Source organism: Candidatus Nitrospira neuquenensis, from assembly GCF_979578155.1.
This window is the reverse complement of record NZ_CEFZDU010000010.1, coordinates 16,609-33,846: the sequence shown is the minus strand read 5'-3', so window position 1 is coordinate 33,846 and position 17,238 is coordinate 16,609. Positions and strand designations below refer to the sequence as shown.

Annotated in this window: 18 protein-coding genes; 6 read left to right on the top strand and 12 right to left on the bottom strand. The window is 70.5% G+C overall.

All coding sequences use genetic code 11. The features are described 5' to 3' along the window. Positions 1 to 85: 85 nt before the first annotated feature. A complete protein-coding gene (locus tag AC1U7O_RS04855; protein WP_479893451.1) occupies positions 86 to 1,105 on the top strand; it encodes a hypothetical protein in 1,020 nt (339 codons plus the stop codon). A gap of 59 nt (positions 1,106 to 1,164) precedes the next feature. Here the strand turns inward: AC1U7O_RS04855 and AC1U7O_RS04850 are convergent, their stop codons facing one another. The 9 genes from AC1U7O_RS04850 to AC1U7O_RS04810 form a co-directional block, all read right to left on the bottom strand. Then, positions 1,165 to 2,238 (bottom strand): WD40/YVTN/BNR-like repeat-containing protein, encoded by a 1,074-nt coding sequence (locus AC1U7O_RS04850; RefSeq protein ID WP_479893450.1) that lies wholly within the window; start codon positions 2,236 to 2,238, stop codon positions 1,165 to 1,167. Between the two features lie 46 nt (positions 2,239 to 2,284). Further along, positions 2,285 to 2,782, bottom strand: a complete 498-nt coding sequence (locus AC1U7O_RS04845; protein WP_479893449.1) for a YajQ family cyclic di-GMP-binding protein — start codon at positions 2,780 to 2,782, stop codon at positions 2,285 to 2,287. Between the two features lie 244 nt (positions 2,783 to 3,026). Beyond that, positions 3,027 to 5,015 (bottom strand): carbon starvation CstA family protein, encoded by a 1,989-nt coding sequence (locus tag AC1U7O_RS04840; protein ID WP_479893448.1) that lies wholly within the window; start codon positions 5,013 to 5,015, stop codon positions 3,027 to 3,029. Positions 5,016 to 5,069: 54 nt separating this feature from the next. After that, the gene (locus AC1U7O_RS04835) at positions 5,070 to 6,071 is read right to left on the bottom strand and encodes a lysylphosphatidylglycerol synthase transmembrane domain-containing protein (protein WP_479893447.1); all 1,002 of its coding nucleotides are present in this window, start codon (positions 6,069 to 6,071) and stop codon (positions 5,070 to 5,072) included. Then, positions 6,064 to 7,479: a CDP-alcohol phosphatidyltransferase family protein gene (locus AC1U7O_RS04830; protein ID WP_479893446.1), complete on the bottom strand. Its 1,416-nt coding sequence runs from the start codon at positions 7,477 to 7,479 to the stop codon at positions 6,064 to 6,066. The genes AC1U7O_RS04835 and AC1U7O_RS04830 overlap by 8 nt, the downstream gene beginning before the upstream one ends. Continuing rightward, the gene (locus AC1U7O_RS04825; RefSeq protein WP_479893445.1) at positions 7,476 to 8,201 is read right to left on the bottom strand and encodes a phosphocholine cytidylyltransferase family protein; all 726 of its coding nucleotides are present in this window, start codon (positions 8,199 to 8,201) and stop codon (positions 7,476 to 7,478) included. Before AC1U7O_RS04825 ends, AC1U7O_RS04830 begins: the two co-directional genes overlap by 4 nt. A gap of 13 nt (positions 8,202 to 8,214) precedes the next feature. After that, a complete protein-coding gene (locus AC1U7O_RS04820; RefSeq protein WP_479893444.1) occupies positions 8,215 to 9,309 on the bottom strand; it encodes a pyridoxal-phosphate-dependent aminotransferase family protein in 1,095 nt (364 codons plus the stop codon). 77 nt (positions 9,310 to 9,386) lie between these two features. Then, a complete protein-coding gene (locus AC1U7O_RS04815; RefSeq protein WP_479893443.1) occupies positions 9,387 to 9,977 on the bottom strand; it encodes a thiamine pyrophosphate-dependent enzyme in 591 nt (196 codons plus the stop codon). After that, entirely contained in the window at positions 9,974 to 10,471 is a 498-nt protein-coding gene (locus AC1U7O_RS04810) for a thiamine pyrophosphate-binding protein (protein WP_479893442.1), read from the bottom strand. Before AC1U7O_RS04810 ends, AC1U7O_RS04815 begins: the two co-directional genes overlap by 4 nt. A gap of 211 nt (positions 10,472 to 10,682) precedes the next feature. Here AC1U7O_RS04810 and AC1U7O_RS04805 point away from each other — a divergent pair, with 211 nt between their 5' ends. From AC1U7O_RS04805 to AC1U7O_RS04795, 3 genes are all read left to right on the top strand, one after another. Next, positions 10,683 to 11,261, top strand: coding sequence for a hypothetical protein (locus tag AC1U7O_RS04805; RefSeq protein WP_479893441.1), 579 nt, complete (start codon positions 10,683 to 10,685; stop codon positions 11,259 to 11,261). Positions 11,262 to 11,295: 34 nt separating this feature from the next. Then, the gene (locus AC1U7O_RS04800; protein WP_479893440.1) at positions 11,296 to 11,847 is read left to right on the top strand and encodes a hypothetical protein; all 552 of its coding nucleotides are present in this window, start codon (positions 11,296 to 11,298) and stop codon (positions 11,845 to 11,847) included. An 88-nt stretch (positions 11,848 to 11,935) separates the two neighbouring features. Next, positions 11,936 to 13,609 (top strand): isocitrate lyase/phosphoenolpyruvate mutase family protein, encoded by a 1,674-nt coding sequence (locus tag AC1U7O_RS04795; protein ID WP_479893439.1) that lies wholly within the window; start codon positions 11,936 to 11,938, stop codon positions 13,607 to 13,609. Positions 13,610 to 13,631: 22 nt separating this feature from the next. Here the strand turns inward: AC1U7O_RS04795 and AC1U7O_RS04790 are convergent, their stop codons facing one another. Genes AC1U7O_RS04790 through AC1U7O_RS04780 form a run of 3 tightly spaced genes read right to left on the bottom strand, consistent with a single transcriptional unit; the run spans position 13,632 to position 15,070 of the window. Beyond that, positions 13,632 to 14,120, bottom strand: coding sequence for a hemerythrin domain-containing protein (locus AC1U7O_RS04790; protein ID WP_479893438.1), 489 nt, complete (start codon positions 14,118 to 14,120; stop codon positions 13,632 to 13,634). A 33-nt stretch (positions 14,121 to 14,153) separates the two neighbouring features. Then, on the bottom strand, positions 14,154 to 14,594 hold the full coding sequence (locus AC1U7O_RS04785; RefSeq protein ID WP_479893437.1) for an OsmC family protein: 441 nt from the start codon (positions 14,592 to 14,594) through the stop codon (positions 14,154 to 14,156). Next, positions 14,591 to 15,070 (bottom strand): hypothetical protein, encoded by a 480-nt coding sequence (locus tag AC1U7O_RS04780; protein ID WP_479893436.1) that lies wholly within the window; start codon positions 15,068 to 15,070, stop codon positions 14,591 to 14,593. Before AC1U7O_RS04780 ends, AC1U7O_RS04785 begins: the two co-directional genes overlap by 4 nt. 321 nt (positions 15,071 to 15,391) lie before the next feature. Here AC1U7O_RS04780 and AC1U7O_RS04775 point away from each other — a divergent pair, with 321 nt between their 5' ends. Both AC1U7O_RS04775 and AC1U7O_RS04770 read left to right on the top strand, forming a co-directional pair. Then, positions 15,392 to 16,045: a TetR/AcrR family transcriptional regulator gene (locus tag AC1U7O_RS04775; RefSeq protein ID WP_479893435.1), complete on the top strand. Its 654-nt coding sequence runs from the start codon at positions 15,392 to 15,394 to the stop codon at positions 16,043 to 16,045. Further along, entirely contained in the window at positions 16,042 to 17,232 is a 1,191-nt protein-coding gene (locus AC1U7O_RS04770) for an efflux RND transporter periplasmic adaptor subunit (protein ID WP_479893434.1), read from the top strand. The genes AC1U7O_RS04775 and AC1U7O_RS04770 overlap by 4 nt, the downstream gene beginning before the upstream one ends. Positions 17,233 to 17,238 lie beyond the last annotated feature (6 nt).

Genomic DNA, 17,238 nt, shown 5'->3' with positions numbered 1-17,238 from the left:
CGGTCGCGGCCTAAGCACGGCCGTCCGACCTCACGGCCGGCGTCCGTTGATTGACATGTCGAGTCACGGCGGGCAGAATGACCGCATGTCCGCCGGGGGCCTCGGCACCGCGGGAATCGTCGGCCTCGCCGCCGCCATCGGCGGCGCGGTCTGGCTCGCGCCCGGCCGCGCCGCGGAGTTCGACCCCAAGAATCCGCTGAACCCCCCGGCCCCGCCCTACTGGTGCCCGAACCGCACCCCAGACCGCCAGTACTCGGCCAATCCCGAGCCCGGCTGCGCCCCGCTGGTCGGGAAGGAGGAGAAGAGCTTCAAGGAGAAGAGCCGCGCCCCCGGCAAGCCGGCCCCGGAGAAGGAACCGGTCAGGATCCAGGACATTCAGGCCGAAACGGGGAAGTTCCTCGACCGGTACCGCCGGTTCCTGGACTGCTGCGCCGACAACCCCGGGTTCCTCGCCGAGCTGGAGGACCTTGAGGACGAGGCCGTCCACCTATTGCGGTCCATGGAAGCGGTCGGCTTCCTCAACATGGGCACCAGTCAGCGCGGCTTCACGGTCAGCCAGATCGTCCGGCCGGTCGCGACCGCGCGGGACACCCTCCGCAAGCTGCGGGCCGACTGGCGGACACTGGAGGAATCCCAGGACCGGCTGGGGCGGCTGGACTACGAGAAGGAGGGCCGTGAGCGCCGTCGCATTCAGCAGGAGGAACACCGACTGAAGGAGGAATTTCGGCCGGCGGCTCCGCCGCGATCGGCCCCGACCGGCACCGACCTGAGCTCTCCGGACCGGACGCAGGGGCCTCCGGCGTCGACCCTGCCCAGCCGGGTCGGCACCACGATCGAGAGCACGACGCTGCCCAACGCATTCGGCGCGGACATCGGCGAGGTCGGCTCTCCCGCCAGCGACCAGAAGGCGGGCTTGAACGCCCGCAAGGGCCTGGACACCCAGGACACGACCCTGCCCACACGCCAGGGGACGGCCACCCAGAGCACGACCCTCCGGCCGAGCGTCGGCTTCGAAGCCGGCACGGAGGAGGGCCCGACCGGCCGCAGCACCCTCCCCTCGCGCGCTGGCCCCGCCATCGGCGACTCCAGCCTGAACAGCCGGTGACCCAGGATGAAGCCGGTGTTGCGTGTTGAGTGTCCGGATGTCCCGCGACTCAACACTCCTCACTTCTCTTTGACCGGCGGCATGGGCTCCCAGGTCTCGCCGCCGTCCCCGCTCCGGTAGAGGCCGCTCCCGTTCGTGCCCACGTACCAGACCCGGGGGTCGGTCGGGCTCTGGGCGAGCGAGCGGATGTTGAGCGTGGTCAGGCCCCTGGTGAGCGCCCGCCAGGACGCGCCGCCGTCCCCGCTCTTGTGCACCCCCTCGCGGCTCGCGACGTAGATCGTGTCGCGGGCCGACCGGTCGAGCACCATCGCGCTGATCATCTGGTCGGGCAGCGCCCGGGCGATCCGCGTCCAGGACTTCGCCCCGTCGGTCGTCTTGTAGAGACCGTCGAGCGTGGCGGCGTACACCGTGTCCGGCGCGAAGGGATCCACCTGCATCGCGGTCACGCCGAGCGCGCGGGAGGACTTGATGATCTCCGGCGGCACGAGGCCGTTGTTCACCTTCTCCCATGTGCCCGCCCCGTTGACCGTCTTGTACACGCCACCGCTGGTCCCCGCGTACAGAATCCGCGGCCGCGTGGGGTCCATGGCGAGCGTGACGACCATCAGGACCTCCTTCATCCCCTCCATCTTCTTCTGCCAGGACTCGCCGCCGTTGGTGGACTCGAAGACGCCCATGGTCGTGGCCGCGAAGAGATGGGTGTTGTCCGCCGGGTCGAAAAGGAACTGGTTGACGACCGAGCTGATCGTCGCGTCGTCGAGCCCGCGCCGCAACGACACCCAGCGGTGCCCGCCGTCGTAGCTCTTGAAGACCGCGTCGCCCTTCGTGCCCGCGTAGACGGTGGCGGGGTAGGCCGGGTCCACGGCCATGGCGATCACGCGCGAATGCGTCATGCCCCGCGAGAGGTTCTCCCAGGTCCGGCCCCCATCCCGCGTCTTGTAGATGTAGTCGTTGGTCGCGACGTAGAGGATGTCGGGGTTGGCGGGGTGGAGCTGGATGACGACGATCGCGTCGCTGCGCTGGCAGCCGGCGGCCGCCAGCGCGACCAGCAGCGTCCCGATCGCCAGCCACGCGGCGACCGGGAGCGCGTGCGGAGCCGCGAGTCTCGAGTGAGAAGTTTCTGGTCTCACCATGAACTCAACACTCCTCACCAACACTCCCCTGCTCGTCCGCTGGGGGCTACCGGTAGTTGGTGAACTGCAGGTCGAGGCCGAAGTCCTTCGACTTCAGGAACGCGATCACGGCCTGCAGCTCGTCCCGGCTCTTGCTCTGCACCCGGAGCTGGTCGCCCTGAATCTGGGCCTGGGCCTTGAACCTGCCGTCCCGGATCGCCTTGGCGATCGCCTTGGCCTTCTCGTCCGGGATGCCGCTCTGGATCGCGACGACCTGCCGCACCGTGCCGCCCAGGGCCTCCTCCACCTTGCCGTAGGTGAGGGCCTTGAGCGAGACGTTCCGCTTGACGAGCTTGGCCTTGAGGATCTCGAGCACCGCGTTGAGCTTGTACTCGTCGTCCGAGAGAACGACCATCTCCCGCTCCTTCTCCTTGAGCGTCAGCTCGGTCTGTGAGCCCTTGAAGTCGAACCGCTGCCGGATCTCCTTCGTGGCCTGCTCGATCGCGTTCTTGACCTCCTGCATATCCACCTTGGACACGATGTCGAACGAACTCTGATCGGCCATGACCTTCTCCTTCAATGATGCTGTCAGCGGTCAGCCGTCGGCTTTCGGCAAGACCGTCACCCCGAACAGTACCACTCCCCGGCCAGAGCACGTCAGGCCGGCGCAAGCCAGCATCCAGGTCCGGCCGACACGACTCGGACTGGGCCCCGGCGTCCGCCGGGGTGACGGACTGGGCCCTGGCATCCGCCGGGGTGACGACCCCTCACCGAAGTGACCAGGCTGAACGCCGACGGCCGACACTTCCTCAGCAGCAACCGCCGACCGTGAACGAATCGCCGGCCGCCGCGCTCGGGCGGGCGCCGGCGGGCGAGGAGCCGCCGGCCATGATGAGCACCTCGCTGCTCGTCCAGGGCTGTCCGCGGACAAGGTAGCCGTACCACTGCCGGACGCCGTCCGCCAGCACGACGAGCGCCAGGACCGCGACCACGGACACCAGCGCCGCGTCCAGGTAGAGCGCGACGGCCCCATCCCCGGCGGCCGCGGCCTGCTCCAGAAACAGCCGGAACATCTCGTAGCAGCCGGTCAGCGTGATCGTCCCGACGAACAGCATCGGCGCGGCCGTGAGCCAGAGGAACCGGGGCTTGCCCATCTTGATGAGCACCGTCGTCCCGACGCAGAGGGCGAGCGTCCCGAGCAACTGGTTGGCCGCGCCGAACATCGGCCAGATCGTCGAGATGCTCCCGGTCCCGATCAAATAGGCCCAGCCGCCGACGACCAGCGCGCTGCTCGCGATGACGCCCGGCCACCAGGCGAACCGCCGCAGCGGGGCGTAGACCCGCCCGCCCATCTCCTGCAGCAGGTACCGCGCGACGCGCGTGCCCGTATCGATGGTCGTCAGGATGAACAGGGCCTCGAACAGGAGCGCGAACTGGTACCAGTAGGCCATCAAGCCCGCCATGCCCGGCAGGGCGGCGAAGATGGACGCCATGCCCACGGCCAGGGACACGGCGCCGCCCGGCCGCCCGGCCACGTCCGTCTCGACGAGCGCCGACAGCTCCGCGAGGCGCTGCACCGGGAAGCCCATCGTCGCCAGCGTCTCGGCGGACAGCGTCGTGTTGATCGCCAGGTAGTCGCCGGGCGCGAGCACGGACGCGGCGATCAGCGCCATCACGCCGACGAAGCTCTCCAGCAGCATCGCGCCGTAGCCGACCCGCGCGTGGGACTCCCGCTCGATCATCTTGGGCGTCGTCCCCGAGGACACGAGCGAATGGAACCCCGAGATCGCGCCGCAGGCGATCGTCACGAAGAGGAAGGGAAAGAGGGTGCCGGGGATGATCGGCCCGCCGCCGTGGACGAAGGCCGTGACGCGCGGCATCTCGATCGTCGGCGCCATCAGGATCACCCCGAGCCCGAGCAGCACGACGACGCCCAGTTTCATGAAGGTCGAGAGATACCCACGCGGGACCAGCAGGAGCCAGCCGGGCAGGACCGAGGCGAGGAAGCCGTAGCCCGCCAGGAGCCAGACGAGCGCCTCCCGCTCCAGCTCGAACCAGGGCGCAAGCGGCGACTGCGCCACGACGCGCCCCACCCAGACCGAGACGAGCAGCAGCGCAACGCCGAGCGCGGACACCTCGCCGACCCGCCCCGGCCGGAGCTTCTCCAGATAGACCCCCATCAGGAGCCCGACGGGGATCGTCAGCGCGATCGTCACCGTGCCCCAGGCGTTCCGGTGCAGCGCGTTGACGACCGCGAGCCCCAGCCCGGCCAGCGCGACGATCACGATGAACAGGACCGAGACCGCCGTGGCCGTGCCGGTCACGGGCCCCAGCTCATCCCGCGCGATCTCCGGCAGCGACCGGCCGTTGCGCCGCATCGAGGCGACGAGGATGATGAAATCCTGCACCGCCCCGGCCAGCACCGCGCCGATCACCAGCCAGAGGAACCCCGGCAGGTAGCCGAACTGCGCCGCCAGCACCGGCCCCAGCAGCGGGCCGGCCCCTGCGATCGCGGCGAAATGGTGGCCGAAGAGGACGTACGGGTTCGTGGGATAGAAATTGGTGCCGTCGCGGAGCCGATGGGCCGGCGTCACCCACTTGTCGTCGAGCGCGAGGACCGGTCCGGCCAGGAACCGCCCGTAGAAGCGGAGCGCGAGGACGTAGAAGCAGGCGGCGGCGACGACCAGCCAGAGGCCGTTCACCCGCTCGCCGGGGTTGAGGAGGCCGGCGACGAACCCGAAGGCGACGGCGCAGAGCGCGGCAACGAGCGCCCAGAGGATGTTCGCGGCGAGGGTCATGGCCGCCCATCCTAACAAGCGGCGGCAGGCCTGTAAACGGCCGACGAGGGGCCGTCAGCGCGCCGCCGGCTCGGCCGGACGGCCGCCGAGCGCGGCCAGGCAGAGGAGCCCGATGGCGATCCAAACCAGCTCGCGGACCCGCCGGAGCAGCGCGAAGGTGATACCCGTCACCTCGCTGTAGCCGAAGGCGACGAGCAGGAGCAGGTTTCCGCCGTCCTGCGTGCCGAGGCTCCCGGGGATGAAGAAGGTCCCGCCCTTGATGAAGACGGACAGTCCGGCGACGGAGATCGCCGCGACGACCGAGGGCGTCCCGCCGAGCAGCCAGAGGATCACGTAGACCTCCAGCGCCTCGGACAGCCAGGCGAGGAAGGACACGCCGGTCGAGCGGTAAAAGCCGCGCCGGTCCTCGGTGTAGAACGTCAGGATCGTACGGTCCAGCTCCTTGAGCCGCTCCTCCCGCCGCTCCAGCGCCGCGATCCTGACGCCAAGGCGACGCAGGCCGTTCAACAGGGCCATGAACAGCCCCCAGCGCCGGATGAGGACCAGGACGGCGATCAAAAAGGCCAGGAGCCCCGCCGCGGCCACGACCGCCGCGACGACCGCCGCGGGGGGCGCGGTCGGCTCCGCCAGCCCCAGCGCCCAGAAGGCCAGGAAGACGCTCAGGAGGATGAAGGCGACCTGCGCGATCGTGAGCGTCGTCTTGGCCGTGACGACCGAGGCCAGGCCGTCCACCATCGCGATGCCGTCCCGCTTGAGCAGATAGGCTTTGAGCGGCTCGCCGCCGACGTAGGCGGCGGGCGTCGTCATGTTGATCACCTCGCCGGCCGTGCGGACGGCCAGGAGACGGCCGAAGGAGACTTGCCGCGCGTGGCGCCCGAGCGTCCACCGCCAGCCCTGCGCCTCGGCCAGGTACATGAGCAGCGAGGGGATCAGCATGACCAGCAGCGCCGCGGGGCCGAGCATCGAGGCGGCGTCGGCGATGCGGGCCGGCCCGATGTGCCAGACCAGCCCCAGGAGCACCGCGAGCCCGAAGAGGAAGAGGGCGGCTCTAACCACGAAGGACTTTGGACGGCCGGGTCACCCAGCCCAGGGTGATCCAGAAGAGGTTGGCGCCGATCGCCGCGAAGAGGATGAAGAGGTCGAGCCGGCCGACCAGGGCGAAGCCCAGGACGGTGACGGAAAAATCGCGGCTCGCCGTGGTCCGGAGGAAGCCGTCCACGCGGGCGGCGGTCGCGGCCGTGGCGAACCGGCCGCGCTCGCGGAGCGCGTGGGCGCGGATCACCAGCCAGAGGGACAGGAGCGTCCCCGCGACGGCCGCGGCGCCGCACGCGAGGGACAGGCCGGCCGGCAACAGACTCGACGGCGAGCGGGCCACCGCCCAGGCGACGCCCGCGAAGACGGCGACGTGGACGAGGTTGTCGCCCCAGAGGTCGAGCCGCTCGCCGAGCTTGGATTCCGTGAAGGTCAGTCGGGCGATCTCCCCGTCGCAGCAATCCACCACCGCTGCGAGCTGGAAGAGCAGGGCCCCGACGATCCCGGCCATGTAGCTGCCCCGCGCGATCACCGTGGCCGCGAGCAGCCCGATCAGCGTCGCCAGGACCGTGACCGCGTTGGCCGGCAGCCCGATCCGCAGGAACAGCCGGGTGAGCGGCGCGGAGAACCGCCGGTTGAAATAGCGGTCCACGAAGCCTTCGAAGGGGGACGCGAGCGCGGTGAGGAGCCGGCGCTCCGCGCGCCCGGCCTCCGCCGGCCCGCGCACCGGCTGGAGCCAGCACGGCGAATCCGGCGGCAGGGAAAGGGTGCGGAGCCCGCCCTCCGCGGCGGCGCGGTCGATCATCGCGGCCAGCCATCCCGACCGGGCCGGCGGCAGGGCCTCGGCCCCGACGCCCCGCCCGCCGGACCAGCTCGCGGTCGCCGCGGCGTCCCGCCCGCCCGTCCGCGCCGCGCCGAGGAGGCTGCCCCGGACGACCATGAGGTCGGCGCGGGCTTCATCCCGGTTTCCGGCGGCGGGCCGCGCGGGCCCGCGCTCTTCCGGACGGCAGATCAGGAGCGCGGCGGGCGACTCCCGGACCTCGCGGCGCAGGCGCTCCACCAGCTCGCGGGAGAAGAGGGTCTGGGCGCCGACGAGCAGGCAGTAGCCTCGGACGTCCCCGAGCGCGGCCTCCCACGTCTGGGGATCCTCGGGCGGAAACTCCCGCACCGGCAGCCAGCGGACCGCGATCGTCATCCGCGGATCGCCGCGGACCAGCCGCTTGAGCGCCGCCTCCTCCGGGCCGGCGAGCACCAGCGCCTGGCCGATCCCGCCGCGCTGGAGCGTGAGCAGGGTCCGCTGGAAGAGCGTGAGGCCGCCCACCAGCGTCAACGGCCCCGGCCCGGCGGCGTCCCGCCCCCCCGCGGTGAGCACCACGGCCGTGTCCAGCCCCTCCGACTCCGCGACCCCCTCGTGCAGGATGCCGTCCGTCATGCGTCGAGCTTCGGGAGGATCTCCCGCTCCGCGCGCGCCACGTCCTCGGGAAAGTCGATCTCGATCCAGGGCAGCCCGCCGATCCGTTCGTAGCCGACGGGGACGGCGGAGAAGAACCCGTCGAGCGCGTCCTCGTACTCCATGTCCAGGTTGCCGCGCCCGACGTGGGCCTCCAGCGATTCCACGAGCGCGCCCGTGTCGCGCCGGCTCACCTTCAGGAACCCGACGCCCTCGCCCGCGAGGTCGTACTGCGCCGGCATCCGCTTGCTGAGCGCCACGACGCGGCCGCCCCGGACGGCCGCCATGCACTCCTCGGTACGCTGCGTCACCGTCTCGTCGAGCAGCAGGGCCGTGGGCCTGGGCGACTCGACCAGCCGCCGGAGGATCATCCGGTGGAACAGGACGTCCGCGTCCATGATGAGCACGTCGTCGTCGAACTCGCTCCGGGCAAGCCACAGGGACGTGATACTGCCGCGCTGGAACTGCTCGTTCGTCAGGTACCGGGCCTCGACGCCCGCCGCCGCGCGGGCCACGGCTTCGCGGATCATGTCCTGCTTGTAGCCGACGACCAGCGTCGCCCGCTTGATGCCCACCGCGGCGAGCGCGTCCAGGTACCGGGCGAGCAGGGTGCGCCCGCCGACCTCGATCAGGCACTTGGGCCGGTGCTGCGTCACCGGCCAGAGACGCTTGCCGACGCCCGCGGCCAGGATGACGGCCTTCATGGGTGGATCGCCTTCATCCGTGGACCGGCGAGGCCTCCAGGACCTGCTTCACCGCGGCGACGAAGCCCTCCAGGTCCGCCTGGGTCAACGCCCCCATGTTGGCCACCCGGAACACCCGGGCCTCGAGCGGGCCCTGGCCCGCGTAGATGACGTAGCCCCGCTCCTTGAGCCGGTCGTGGAGGGTCTGGTAGGACAGGCCCGCCGGCAGGTGATAGGTCGTGATCGTGTTGGACTGAAGCTCCGGTGGGAGCACGGGCTTCAAGCCCAGGGCCGCCAGTCCCCGGCGGAGGAAGGCCGAGGCCCTCTGGTACCGCTGGATGCGGTTGGCGACGCCCTCCTCCAGCAGCTCGTCCAGCGCCTCCTCGAGGGCGTAGCAGAGCTGGACGGGCGGGGTGAAGGGGATCACGCCCCGTTCCTCGCTCTCGTAATAGTGGGGCAGGTGCAGGTACCAGGACCGCTTCGGGTAGCCTTTCATCCGCTCCATGAAGCCGCGCCGCACCAGCACGAAGGACACGCCGGGGAAGGCCTGGATGCACTTGCCCGCGGTGCCGGCGACCATGTAGACGTGCGGGCCGGCCAGGTCCACCGCCTCGCCCGCCAGGCCGCTCACCGAGTCGAGGATGAAGACCCGGTTCTGGCCGTCCACGACCTCCGCGATCTCCTTGGCGGGGTTGATGAGGCCGGTGGTCGTCTCGTGGTGGACCATGGCGACGGCGTGCACCTCGGGATGCTGCCGCAGCGCCAGCCGCAGCCGCTCCGGGTCGGGCCTGACGGTCCAGTCGTACTTGAGCTCGGACACGCCGAGCCGGTGCACGCCCCAGATCGCGGACATGCGCTCGCCGTAGACGCCGTTGTTGATCACCAGGCCGCGCTTGCCCACCGGCACCGCGCAGAGCATGGCCGCTTCGACCGCCGCCGTGCCGGAGCCGGCGAGCACGATCGCCGCGTACTCGTGCTCCGCCCCCGGCACGAAGGCGGTCAGCAGCTTCTGCCTGATCCGCTGGAGCAGCTCGGCGAACTCCGACTCCCGGTGGCAGATGTCCGGGCGCAGGAGCGCCTTGCGCACCCGCTCGGAGACGTTGACGGGGCCGGGGTTCAGAAGAATCATGCTCGCCTTCGGCTTACGTGAAGCGATCGCGGGGCCGCCCCCCTCGGGCCTCACCCTTCACGCCTTCCGCTTACGTTTCACGCCCTGTTGATCGCCTCTTTGAAGCGCTGCGTGATGACCGGCGGGTCGTGCGGCACCCGGTCCACGTCCTCGACCAGCTCGGTGACCTTGACGAGGAGGAAGCTGGGGCCGTCCTTCTTGAGCATCTGCGTCATCTCGTAGACCAGGTCCTCCCGCTCGCGGACCCGCTCGACGTTCACGTAGCCCGCGGCCTTCGCCACCTGCTCCAGCCGGATCACGCGCGAATAGGTCGGCTGATTGCCGGTGCTCCCGTAGACCTCGTTGTCCAGGACGACGTGGATGAAGTTCTTCGGCTTGAGCGCGGCGACCGTCGCCAGCGTCCCCATGCCCATCAGCACGTTGCCGTCCCCGTCCAGGACCACGACCGTCTTCTCCGGCTTCGCCAGGGCCACGCCGAGCCCGATGGCCGCGGCCACGCCCATCGAGCCGATCATGTAGAAGTGGGTCGGCCGGTCGGCGATGCGGCAGGCCTCCCGCGAGGGGAAGCCGTTGCAGATGATCACCGGCTGGTCCGTGAGCAGGCCCAGCACCGCGGCGATGGCCTGCGCGCGGCTCTGCATCGTGCCCTGTTCCGGTCCGAGGCTCACGGGTGGAGGCCCTTGACGACGCCCTTCTTGATGAGCAGGGCATGGGGAATGCGCGTCTTCATGAAGGTCTCCGCCACCCACTTAAGGTCGGCGGCGGCGGTCGCCGCCGAGAACGTGCGGTGCGGAATCTTCATCGTGTCCAGGAGCTGGGGCATGGCCTGGCCCATGACGAGGTGCTCCGGGGCATCCTGGCCCTGGAAGCCCCGCCAGGAGACGATCAGCAGGCAGGGCTGCCGGTAGATCAGGTTGAGCGAGATCAGCGTGTTCAGCGAGGTGCCGAGCCCGGAGTTCTGCATCAGGACGGCCGGCACCCGGCCGGCCATGTAGGCGCCGGCCGCCATCGCCACCGCCTCGTCCTCCCGGACCGCCGGCGTGTAGAGGCGGCGCTCGATCAGCGTCTCGATGATCCCGCCGAGGATCGAGTCGGGCACGCCGGTGAAGAAGTCGAAGCCGATGTCCTGGAGGGCCTGGACGAACTGGTCGCTGTCGATCATGGGCGCGCGGCGGTCCTCAAAACGACGGCGGCCGGGCCTCCCGCAGCGCCGGCCGCAAAACCGGCGCGGATTATAGCGGAGCGGTCGGGGATTCTCAAGCGAGCCCGGCCGCGCGGTTGGGCGACGACCCGCCCGATCGTCCGGTCCGGCGCCCGTTGCCTTCATCGGTCGATCGTGGTAGGGTTCCGCCGATCCTTCCGGAACTCCGGCCATGCGCGAGCGATGCCTGCGAATCTGCACGGTCGTCTTCTTCTTGGTCATCGTCGCTTCCTCGGCCGGCCCGTCGGGGCCGGCGCCCCTGGGCGCGGCGGACATCGAGAAGGACCCGCAGGGGTTCAACGGCATCCCCTGGGGTACGCCGCTCGCCGGCCGCTCGGACTTCACCCTCGTCGCCTCCGCCGAGCCGATCATGGAATATGAGCTGGCGAAGGGGCCGCCGCCCCTGGGTGAAGCCCGCGTGGACTCGATGCGTTTTTCGACGATCGACGGCCGCTTCGCCCGCGTCACGATCCGCTATCGCGGCCAGGCCACCCACGACCGGGTCATGGCCTACCTCCAGGCCACCTTCGGACCGGCGGACCGGACGCAGGGTTCGATGGTCCGCGGGCTCAACCAGCAGTTCAACTGGCGCGGCGCGGACACCGAGGTCAACCTGACCTACGAAGGGAGCGACGAGCGCGGCTACCTTTTCATCGAGAGCCGCCAGCTCGCCGGCCGGTTCAACGACCGGCTGCCGATGGCGCATCACGGAACGCGGCGGGGCGGGTCCCCGCAGCCGGTCCGGCTCTGACCGCTCCTCGGATGTAGATGTAAGGGAGGCCTGGATGGCCCCTCCTTCGCTCCCGGAGATCGCTTCCGTCGCGCCGCGGCGGCGGCGTCTCGCCCCGGCGGCGCCGGCCCTCGCCGCCTGCCTCCTCGCGCCCGCGCTCGCCGCGGCCGTCGGGATGGTCAACGACCCCAAGGGCTTTCAGGGCATCCCCTGGGGCACACCCCTCGCGGAACGGCAGGACCTGCGCGAAGTGTCGGCCGGCGACAAGATTCGGGAGTACGAGCCGGCGGACGGAACGGCGAAGCTGGGCGAGATCCCGGTCGCGACCCTGCGCTTCTCCACGATCCAGGGCAAGTTCGCGCGCGTGACCATCCGGTACCAAGGCGCACAGACGCACCGGCGAATCCTGGCCTATCTCCAGGGGCAGTTCGGCCCGCTCGACCTGACGCCCGGCCAGCTCGCCGGCGGCGAGGAGCAGCAGCTCACCTGGCGCGGCCCCGACACCGAGGTCACCCTCCTCTACCAGCGCGGAGGGGAGCGCGGCCTGCTCTTCATCGAAAGCCGCATCCTGGCCCCCGCGTTCATCGAGAGCGTCGGCTGCCAGTGAGCGCGCCCGGCCGCGGCGGACCCGCACCGCCGTTGCCGGAACAATTCCATTGACAAGGGCCGCGTCTCCTTCGTTATAGTGGCGCCCCATGCATCAGGCGACCAAGCTCAGGAGCCTGTTCAGCCGTCCCGGCCTCGTCAAGGTCGTCGGCGCCCACGACGCGCTCAGCGCCAAGCTGATCGAGCGCGCGGGTTTCGACGGCGTCTGGGCCAGCGGCTTCGGCATCTCCGCCTCCTTGAAGTGCGTCCCCGACGCGAGCTTCGTCACCTCCTCCGAGCAGCTCGAGGTCGAGCGGAACATCGCCGAGGCCGTCGGCATCCCGGTCATCGCCGACTGCGACACGGGCTACGGCAACGCGCTCAACGTGAAACGGACGGTCAACGACCGCGAGCGGGCGGGCGTCGCTGCGATCTGCATCGAGGACAACGTCTACCCCAAGCGGTGCAGCTTCTACGCCGGCGTCCGCCGGGAGCTGATCCCCATCGAGGAGCATTGCGGCAAGATCCAGGCGGCCAAGGCCGCGCAGACCGTCCCCGACTTCATGGTCATCGCGCGGACCGAGGCGCTGATCGCCGGCTGGGGCCAGGAGGAGGCGCTCAAGCGCGCCGAGGCCTACGCGCGGGCAGGGGCCGACGCGGTGCTGATCCATTCCAAGTCCAAGACCTTCGACGAGCTGCGGCAGGTCGCGCGGGCGTGGTCGGGCCGCGTCCCGCTGGTCGTCGTGCCCACGATCTTCGACGGGGTCACCGCCGCGGAGCTGGAAGAGGCCGGCTTCAAGGTCGTGATCTACGCCAACCAGGCGGTGCGGGCCGCCATCAAGGGCATGCGCGACGCGCTGGAGCTGATCAAGAAGGACACCCGCCCCGGCGCGGCGAACGACCGCATCGTCCGGCTCGACGAGGTGTACGACCTGGTCGGCGTGCCCCAGATGGAGGAGGACGAGCGCCGGTTCCTGCCCGTGGGCGCCGAGAAGATCACCGCGGTGATCGCGGCGGCGGGGTTCGAGAAACACCTGCTGCCCCTGATCCAGGACAAGCCCAAGTGCCTGCTCGACATCAAGGGCAAGTCCATCCTCGAGCGCCAGGTGGCCGCGCTGAACGACTGCGGGATCAAGGACATCGTGCTCGTGCGCGGCTACCGCAAGGACGCCATCGCACTGCCGAACATCCGTTATTACGACAACGATCGGTTCGAGGAGACGGGCGAGCTCTATTCGCTGTTCTGCGCCGAGCGGGAGCTGACGGGGCGTTGCATCCTGTCCTACGGCGACATCATCTACGACGAGGCGGTGCTGCAGAAGCTGCTCAAGAGCCCCGCCGACATCACGCTCGTCGTGGACCTGGCCTGGAGCGACCAGCGCGAGCGGGGCCCCAGCCAGCCCGCGGGTCGGCGGGACCTCGTAGTCTTGGAGAACCCCCCCGGCGTCGGCTACCGCTACGTCACGCCGGAGGAGCCGAGCCGTGTGCTCCGGATCGGCCAGACCCTCGACCCGGCGCACGCGCACGGCGAGTTCGTCGGCCTGGCCATGACCTCCGAGCGGGGCACCGAAGCGCTCGTCCGGGCCTATAAGCGCGCCGTCGAGCGGGGCGCCGACCGGCCGCTGCACGAGGCGCCCAGTCTTGCCAAGGCCGCCCTCACCGACCTCCTGCAGGACCTCATCGCCGCCGGCCAGGAGGTCGCCTGCGTGCCCATCTACAAGGGCTGGATGGAAGTGGACTCCTTCGAGGACTACCAGAAGGCCTGGGCGGCGATCCGCAAGTAGCCGCCCTCCTCGCGGGCCGGGCTCAGGCCCCGGCCTCGTGCCCGCCGCAGCAGACCTCGTAGCGCTCCCTCGGCATCTCCAGCATGGCCGTGTAGATCGAGGCCCGCTCCTCCTCGTCCAGCGCCTGATCGATGGCCGGATAGAGGATGCGCTCCTCCTTCCTGTTGTGGGACTCGAGGACCGCGATCAGCCGCTCCTCCGCCTCGTCGCTCTCCAGGTCCTGCGCCCGCACCCTGTCGTGGATGGCCTCCAGCCACCGGCCGATCTGGCGATGCTCCATGCGCATCACCGACGTCGGGCCGCCCTCGGCCAGGCCGGTCTTCTGCTCCCAGACGGGGAACAGCAGCTCCTCCTCCCAGACGATGTGCCGCTGGAGGCCGAACCTAAACTGCTTGAAGGCCTCCTTGGCCTTCGGGAAGTCGCTGCGCTTGAGCGCCTGATACGACCGGAACAGCGAATCCAGCCGCCCGTGGTCCTGCTCGAAATACTCGCTGAGCGCCCGCTCCTCCATCGTTCGCTCCTTTCTTCTCCCCCTCCCCGCCGGTCAGCCGGCCCGGACGACGCTGCCGGTTGCCGGTGGGGCGTCGGCCTGCGACGCCTCAAGGGTGATATCCACCGTCGGCGGCACGAGCAGCGACTGGTGGACCGTGCAGCCGTGGGCCACCTTCAGGAGCCGTGCCTCCTGCTCCGGCGTGACGGCCGCGGGCAGCCGGAGTCGGAGCGCGACGGCGCCCACCCGGTGCGGCCGCTCGGCCGTGGACCACTCCACGTCGATCGCCAGCCCTTCGGCCGGAATCCCGTGTCGCGCGCAGAACCGCGACACGAAGTAGCCGACGCAGGCGGCTAGCGAGCCGACGAACAGCTCGACCGGGCTCATCCCCGCGTCCGTCCCGCCCTCCTCACGCGGCTGGTCGGCGACCACCGTGTGCCCGCCGCCGGTCACGTCGAACCTCGTCCCGCCCCGATAGGTCACGGTGAGCGTCATGGCGCCCCTCCGGGCGAGGGCAGTTGGTACAGGTCATGGCAGGTCGTGCATCGGGCCGTGATGCTCGCCAGGCGCCGCAGGATCTCGCCCTCCGACTCCCCCGCCGCGATCCCGTCGGCCAGGCCGTCGAAATCCCGATGGACCGACATCCCCATCTGCTTGAAGGCCAGGGGCAGCTTCGCCATCAGGGCCGGCTCCACGTCCGCGGCCATCCCCATTCCGGCCGCCCGCGCCGCCTGCTCGGCCTGCCGCCGGTCCGACTCCGGCTCCCCCAACCCCGTCACCACGCCGTGCAGGGCCTTCAACAGTTGCCGCATCTCGCCGAGAACGAGGGCCCGCTCGGCCGGCGCCAGGCGGACCTCCGTCCTGCCGTCGCGCCCCGGCGCGGTCCATCCGTTGACCAAAACCCACGCGGCAATCGCGGCCGTGGTCAGCCACAAGAGCAGCAGGCCAAGGCAAAGGCGTCGCGCAACCATCGTCGTCCCCCCATGCCACCGTGGGGGAGTCTGCCAGGACCATGCCACGCGCCGGGATGGCGCATCGGCCGAATCCCGCGAGGCTCCGCGGGGTTGCGCACGAGCCCGGCAGAGGCCGGACCGCCGGCTGAGGAGAAAAGCGACAGGGCCCTCCGGTGGACAGTGCGAGATGCCACAGCCCGGCGCCGGCCGAGGCTGCCCCCGGCCGAGACAGGGCCGGCCCCTCCCCACTGTGACAGGGCCCCCGCCCATCCCCCTTGTTCCCTGCCCGCCGGCCGTGCTAGCATTATGGTTAGTAATTACTCACTTACCCGATCGGACATGACGCCACGGAGGCCGCCCATCCAGACCCGCGCGTCGCGGCAGGAGCGTCAGGCCGGGATCATCGAGGCCGCGGCGGCGCGGTTCGCCCAGAAGGGCTTCAGCGGCACCACCACGCGGGAGATCGCCCGCGCGGTCGGCATCAGCGAGGCCCTGCTCTTCAAGTATTTCCCGACCAAGCGCGCGCTCTACGCCGCGATCCTCGCGGAGAAGGCGCCCATGTCCCAGCTCATCGCCCTCGTGGACGAGGCGGCGAAGAAGCGCGACGACCAGCGGGTCTTCCGCCTGATCGCCGCCTCCCGCATCCGGCGGGACGCGGACCCGACGCTGCTTAGGCTGCTGCTCTTCAGCGCGCTGGAGGGCCACGAGCTGTCGGACATGTTCTTCCGCAACCAGCACCGGGTCTTCTACGACTACCTGGCCGGCTACATCGCGCGGCGCACGCGCGAGGGCGCCTTCCGCCGCGTGGACCCCCTGCTGGCGGCCCGCGCCTTCATCGGCATGCTGGCGCACCACCGGCTGCTGCACGAGATCTTCCGAGTGCCGGCCCACCGCCCGCCCGAGGACAGCGTCTCGACCTACGTCGGACTCTTCCTGGAGGGGCTGCGCACGGCGCCCCGTCGTCGCGGCCGCCGAGCCGGCGTGACCGCATGAACCGCCTGAGGCAATATCCGGGGCTCACGGTCGTCGTGATCCTCCTCCTGGTCCTGGCCGGCCTCGTCGTCTTCCGGCTGACGAGCAGCGGGGCCAAGAGCGACCCGCGCAAGGGCCGGGTGATCACCGTGGGCGTGACCGCGCCGATCCGGGCGGACCTGGAGGTCCGGCTGCCCTTCACCGCCGACATCCTGCCCTACCGGCAGGTCAACCTCTTTTCGCGGGTGGACGGCTACATCGCCAAGCTTCACGTGGACCGGGGCGACTTCGTGAAGCCCGGCCAGCTCCTCGTGGAGATCGACCACACCGAGTACGTGCACGCGGTCAACCGCGCCAAGGCCAACCTGGCGGCGGCGCGGGCGGACGTGCTGCGCCAGGAGGCCACGGTCCGCAACGCCAAGCTCACGCTGGACCGGATGCGCGCGCTGATCAAGGATCAGTTCGTCTCGCAGCAGGACCTGGACACGGCGCAGGTCAACTTCGACATGGCCGCCGCCCAGCTCGAGTCGCTCCGGGCGCAGGTCAACCAGCTCGCGGTCGCGCTCCAGCAGGCCGAGACGAACCTGGCCTATTCCTACATCCGCGCGCCCTTCGCCGGCTACATCGCCGAGCGCAACCTGGACCCCGGCGCCTACGTGACGAGCACGACGGCCAGCACCTCCACGACCGCGCGCGGCATCCTCACGCTGCACGAGATCGAGCCGGTGCGCATCATGCTGGACGTGGTCGAGAAGGACGTCCCGCTCGTGAAGGTCGGCCAGCGGGCCGAGGTCCGGGCCGAGGCCTATCCGGACCGCGTGTTCGTCGGACAGGTGACGCGCATCCTGCAAGCGCTGAACCCGGCGACCCGGAGCATGACGATCGAGGTGGACCTGCCGAACCCGGACCACCTGCTCAAGGGCGGGATGTTCGCCCGGGTCGAGGTGGTCGTGGGCCGACACGCCAACGCCGTCCAGATCCCGATCGACGCGCTGACCCGGCTGGAGGAGCACCAGTACGTCTACGTCGTCCGGGAGGGCAAGGCGCAGCAGGTGAACGTCGAGACCGGCGTCCGGTCCGGCAACCGCATCGAGATCACCAAGGGGCTGGACGGCACGGAGCAGGTCATCGTGTCCGGCAAGGACCTCGTCAGCAACGGCGTGCCCGTCCAGGCGCGCCCGATGGAACCCGTGGGGGGCGAAACGTGACCGGTA

What these genes read in the sequence shown, in the direction of transcription:
- AC1U7O_RS04855 (WP_479893451.1), top strand. Translation starts at nt 86, where the DNA reads ATGTCCGCCGGGGGCCTCGGCACCGCGGGAATCGTCGGCCTCGCCGCC.
- AC1U7O_RS04850 (WP_479893450.1), bottom strand. Translation starts at nt 2,238, where the DNA reads ATGGTGAGACCAGAAACTTCTCACTCGAGACTCGCGGCTCCGCACGCG.
- AC1U7O_RS04845 (WP_479893449.1), bottom strand. Translation starts at nt 2,782, where the DNA reads ATGGCCGATCAGAGTTCGTTCGACATCGTGTCCAAGGTGGATATGCAG.
- AC1U7O_RS04840 (WP_479893448.1), bottom strand. Translation starts at nt 5,015, where the DNA reads ATGACCCTCGCCGCGAACATCCTCTGGGCGCTCGTTGCCGCGCTCTGC.
- AC1U7O_RS04830 (WP_479893446.1), bottom strand. Translation starts at nt 7,479, where the DNA reads ATGACGGACGGCATCCTGCACGAGGGGGTCGCGGAGTCGGAGGGGCTG.
- AC1U7O_RS04825 (WP_479893445.1), bottom strand. Translation starts at nt 8,201, where the DNA reads ATGAAGGCCGTCATCCTGGCCGCGGGCGTCGGCAAGCGTCTCTGGCCG.
- AC1U7O_RS04820 (WP_479893444.1), bottom strand. Translation starts at nt 9,309, where the DNA reads ATGATTCTTCTGAACCCCGGCCCCGTCAACGTCTCCGAGCGGGTGCGC.
- AC1U7O_RS04810 (WP_479893442.1), bottom strand. Translation starts at nt 10,471, where the DNA reads ATGATCGACAGCGACCAGTTCGTCCAGGCCCTCCAGGACATCGGCTTC.
- AC1U7O_RS04805 (WP_479893441.1), top strand. Translation starts at nt 10,683, where the DNA reads ATGCGCGAGCGATGCCTGCGAATCTGCACGGTCGTCTTCTTCTTGGTC.
- AC1U7O_RS04800 (WP_479893440.1), top strand. Translation starts at nt 11,296, where the DNA reads ATGGCCCCTCCTTCGCTCCCGGAGATCGCTTCCGTCGCGCCGCGGCGG.
- AC1U7O_RS04795 (WP_479893439.1), top strand. Translation starts at nt 11,936, where the DNA reads ATGCATCAGGCGACCAAGCTCAGGAGCCTGTTCAGCCGTCCCGGCCTC.
- AC1U7O_RS04790 (WP_479893438.1), bottom strand. Translation starts at nt 14,120, where the DNA reads ATGGAGGAGCGGGCGCTCAGCGAGTATTTCGAGCAGGACCACGGGCGG.
- AC1U7O_RS04785 (WP_479893437.1), bottom strand. Translation starts at nt 14,594, where the DNA reads ATGACGCTCACCGTGACCTATCGGGGCGGGACGAGGTTCGACGTGACC.
- AC1U7O_RS04780 (WP_479893436.1), bottom strand. Translation starts at nt 15,070, where the DNA reads ATGGTTGCGCGACGCCTTTGCCTTGGCCTGCTGCTCTTGTGGCTGACC.
- AC1U7O_RS04775 (WP_479893435.1), top strand. Translation starts at nt 15,392, where the DNA reads ATGACGCCACGGAGGCCGCCCATCCAGACCCGCGCGTCGCGGCAGGAG.
- AC1U7O_RS04770 (WP_479893434.1), top strand. Translation starts at nt 16,042, where the DNA reads ATGAACCGCCTGAGGCAATATCCGGGGCTCACGGTCGTCGTGATCCTC.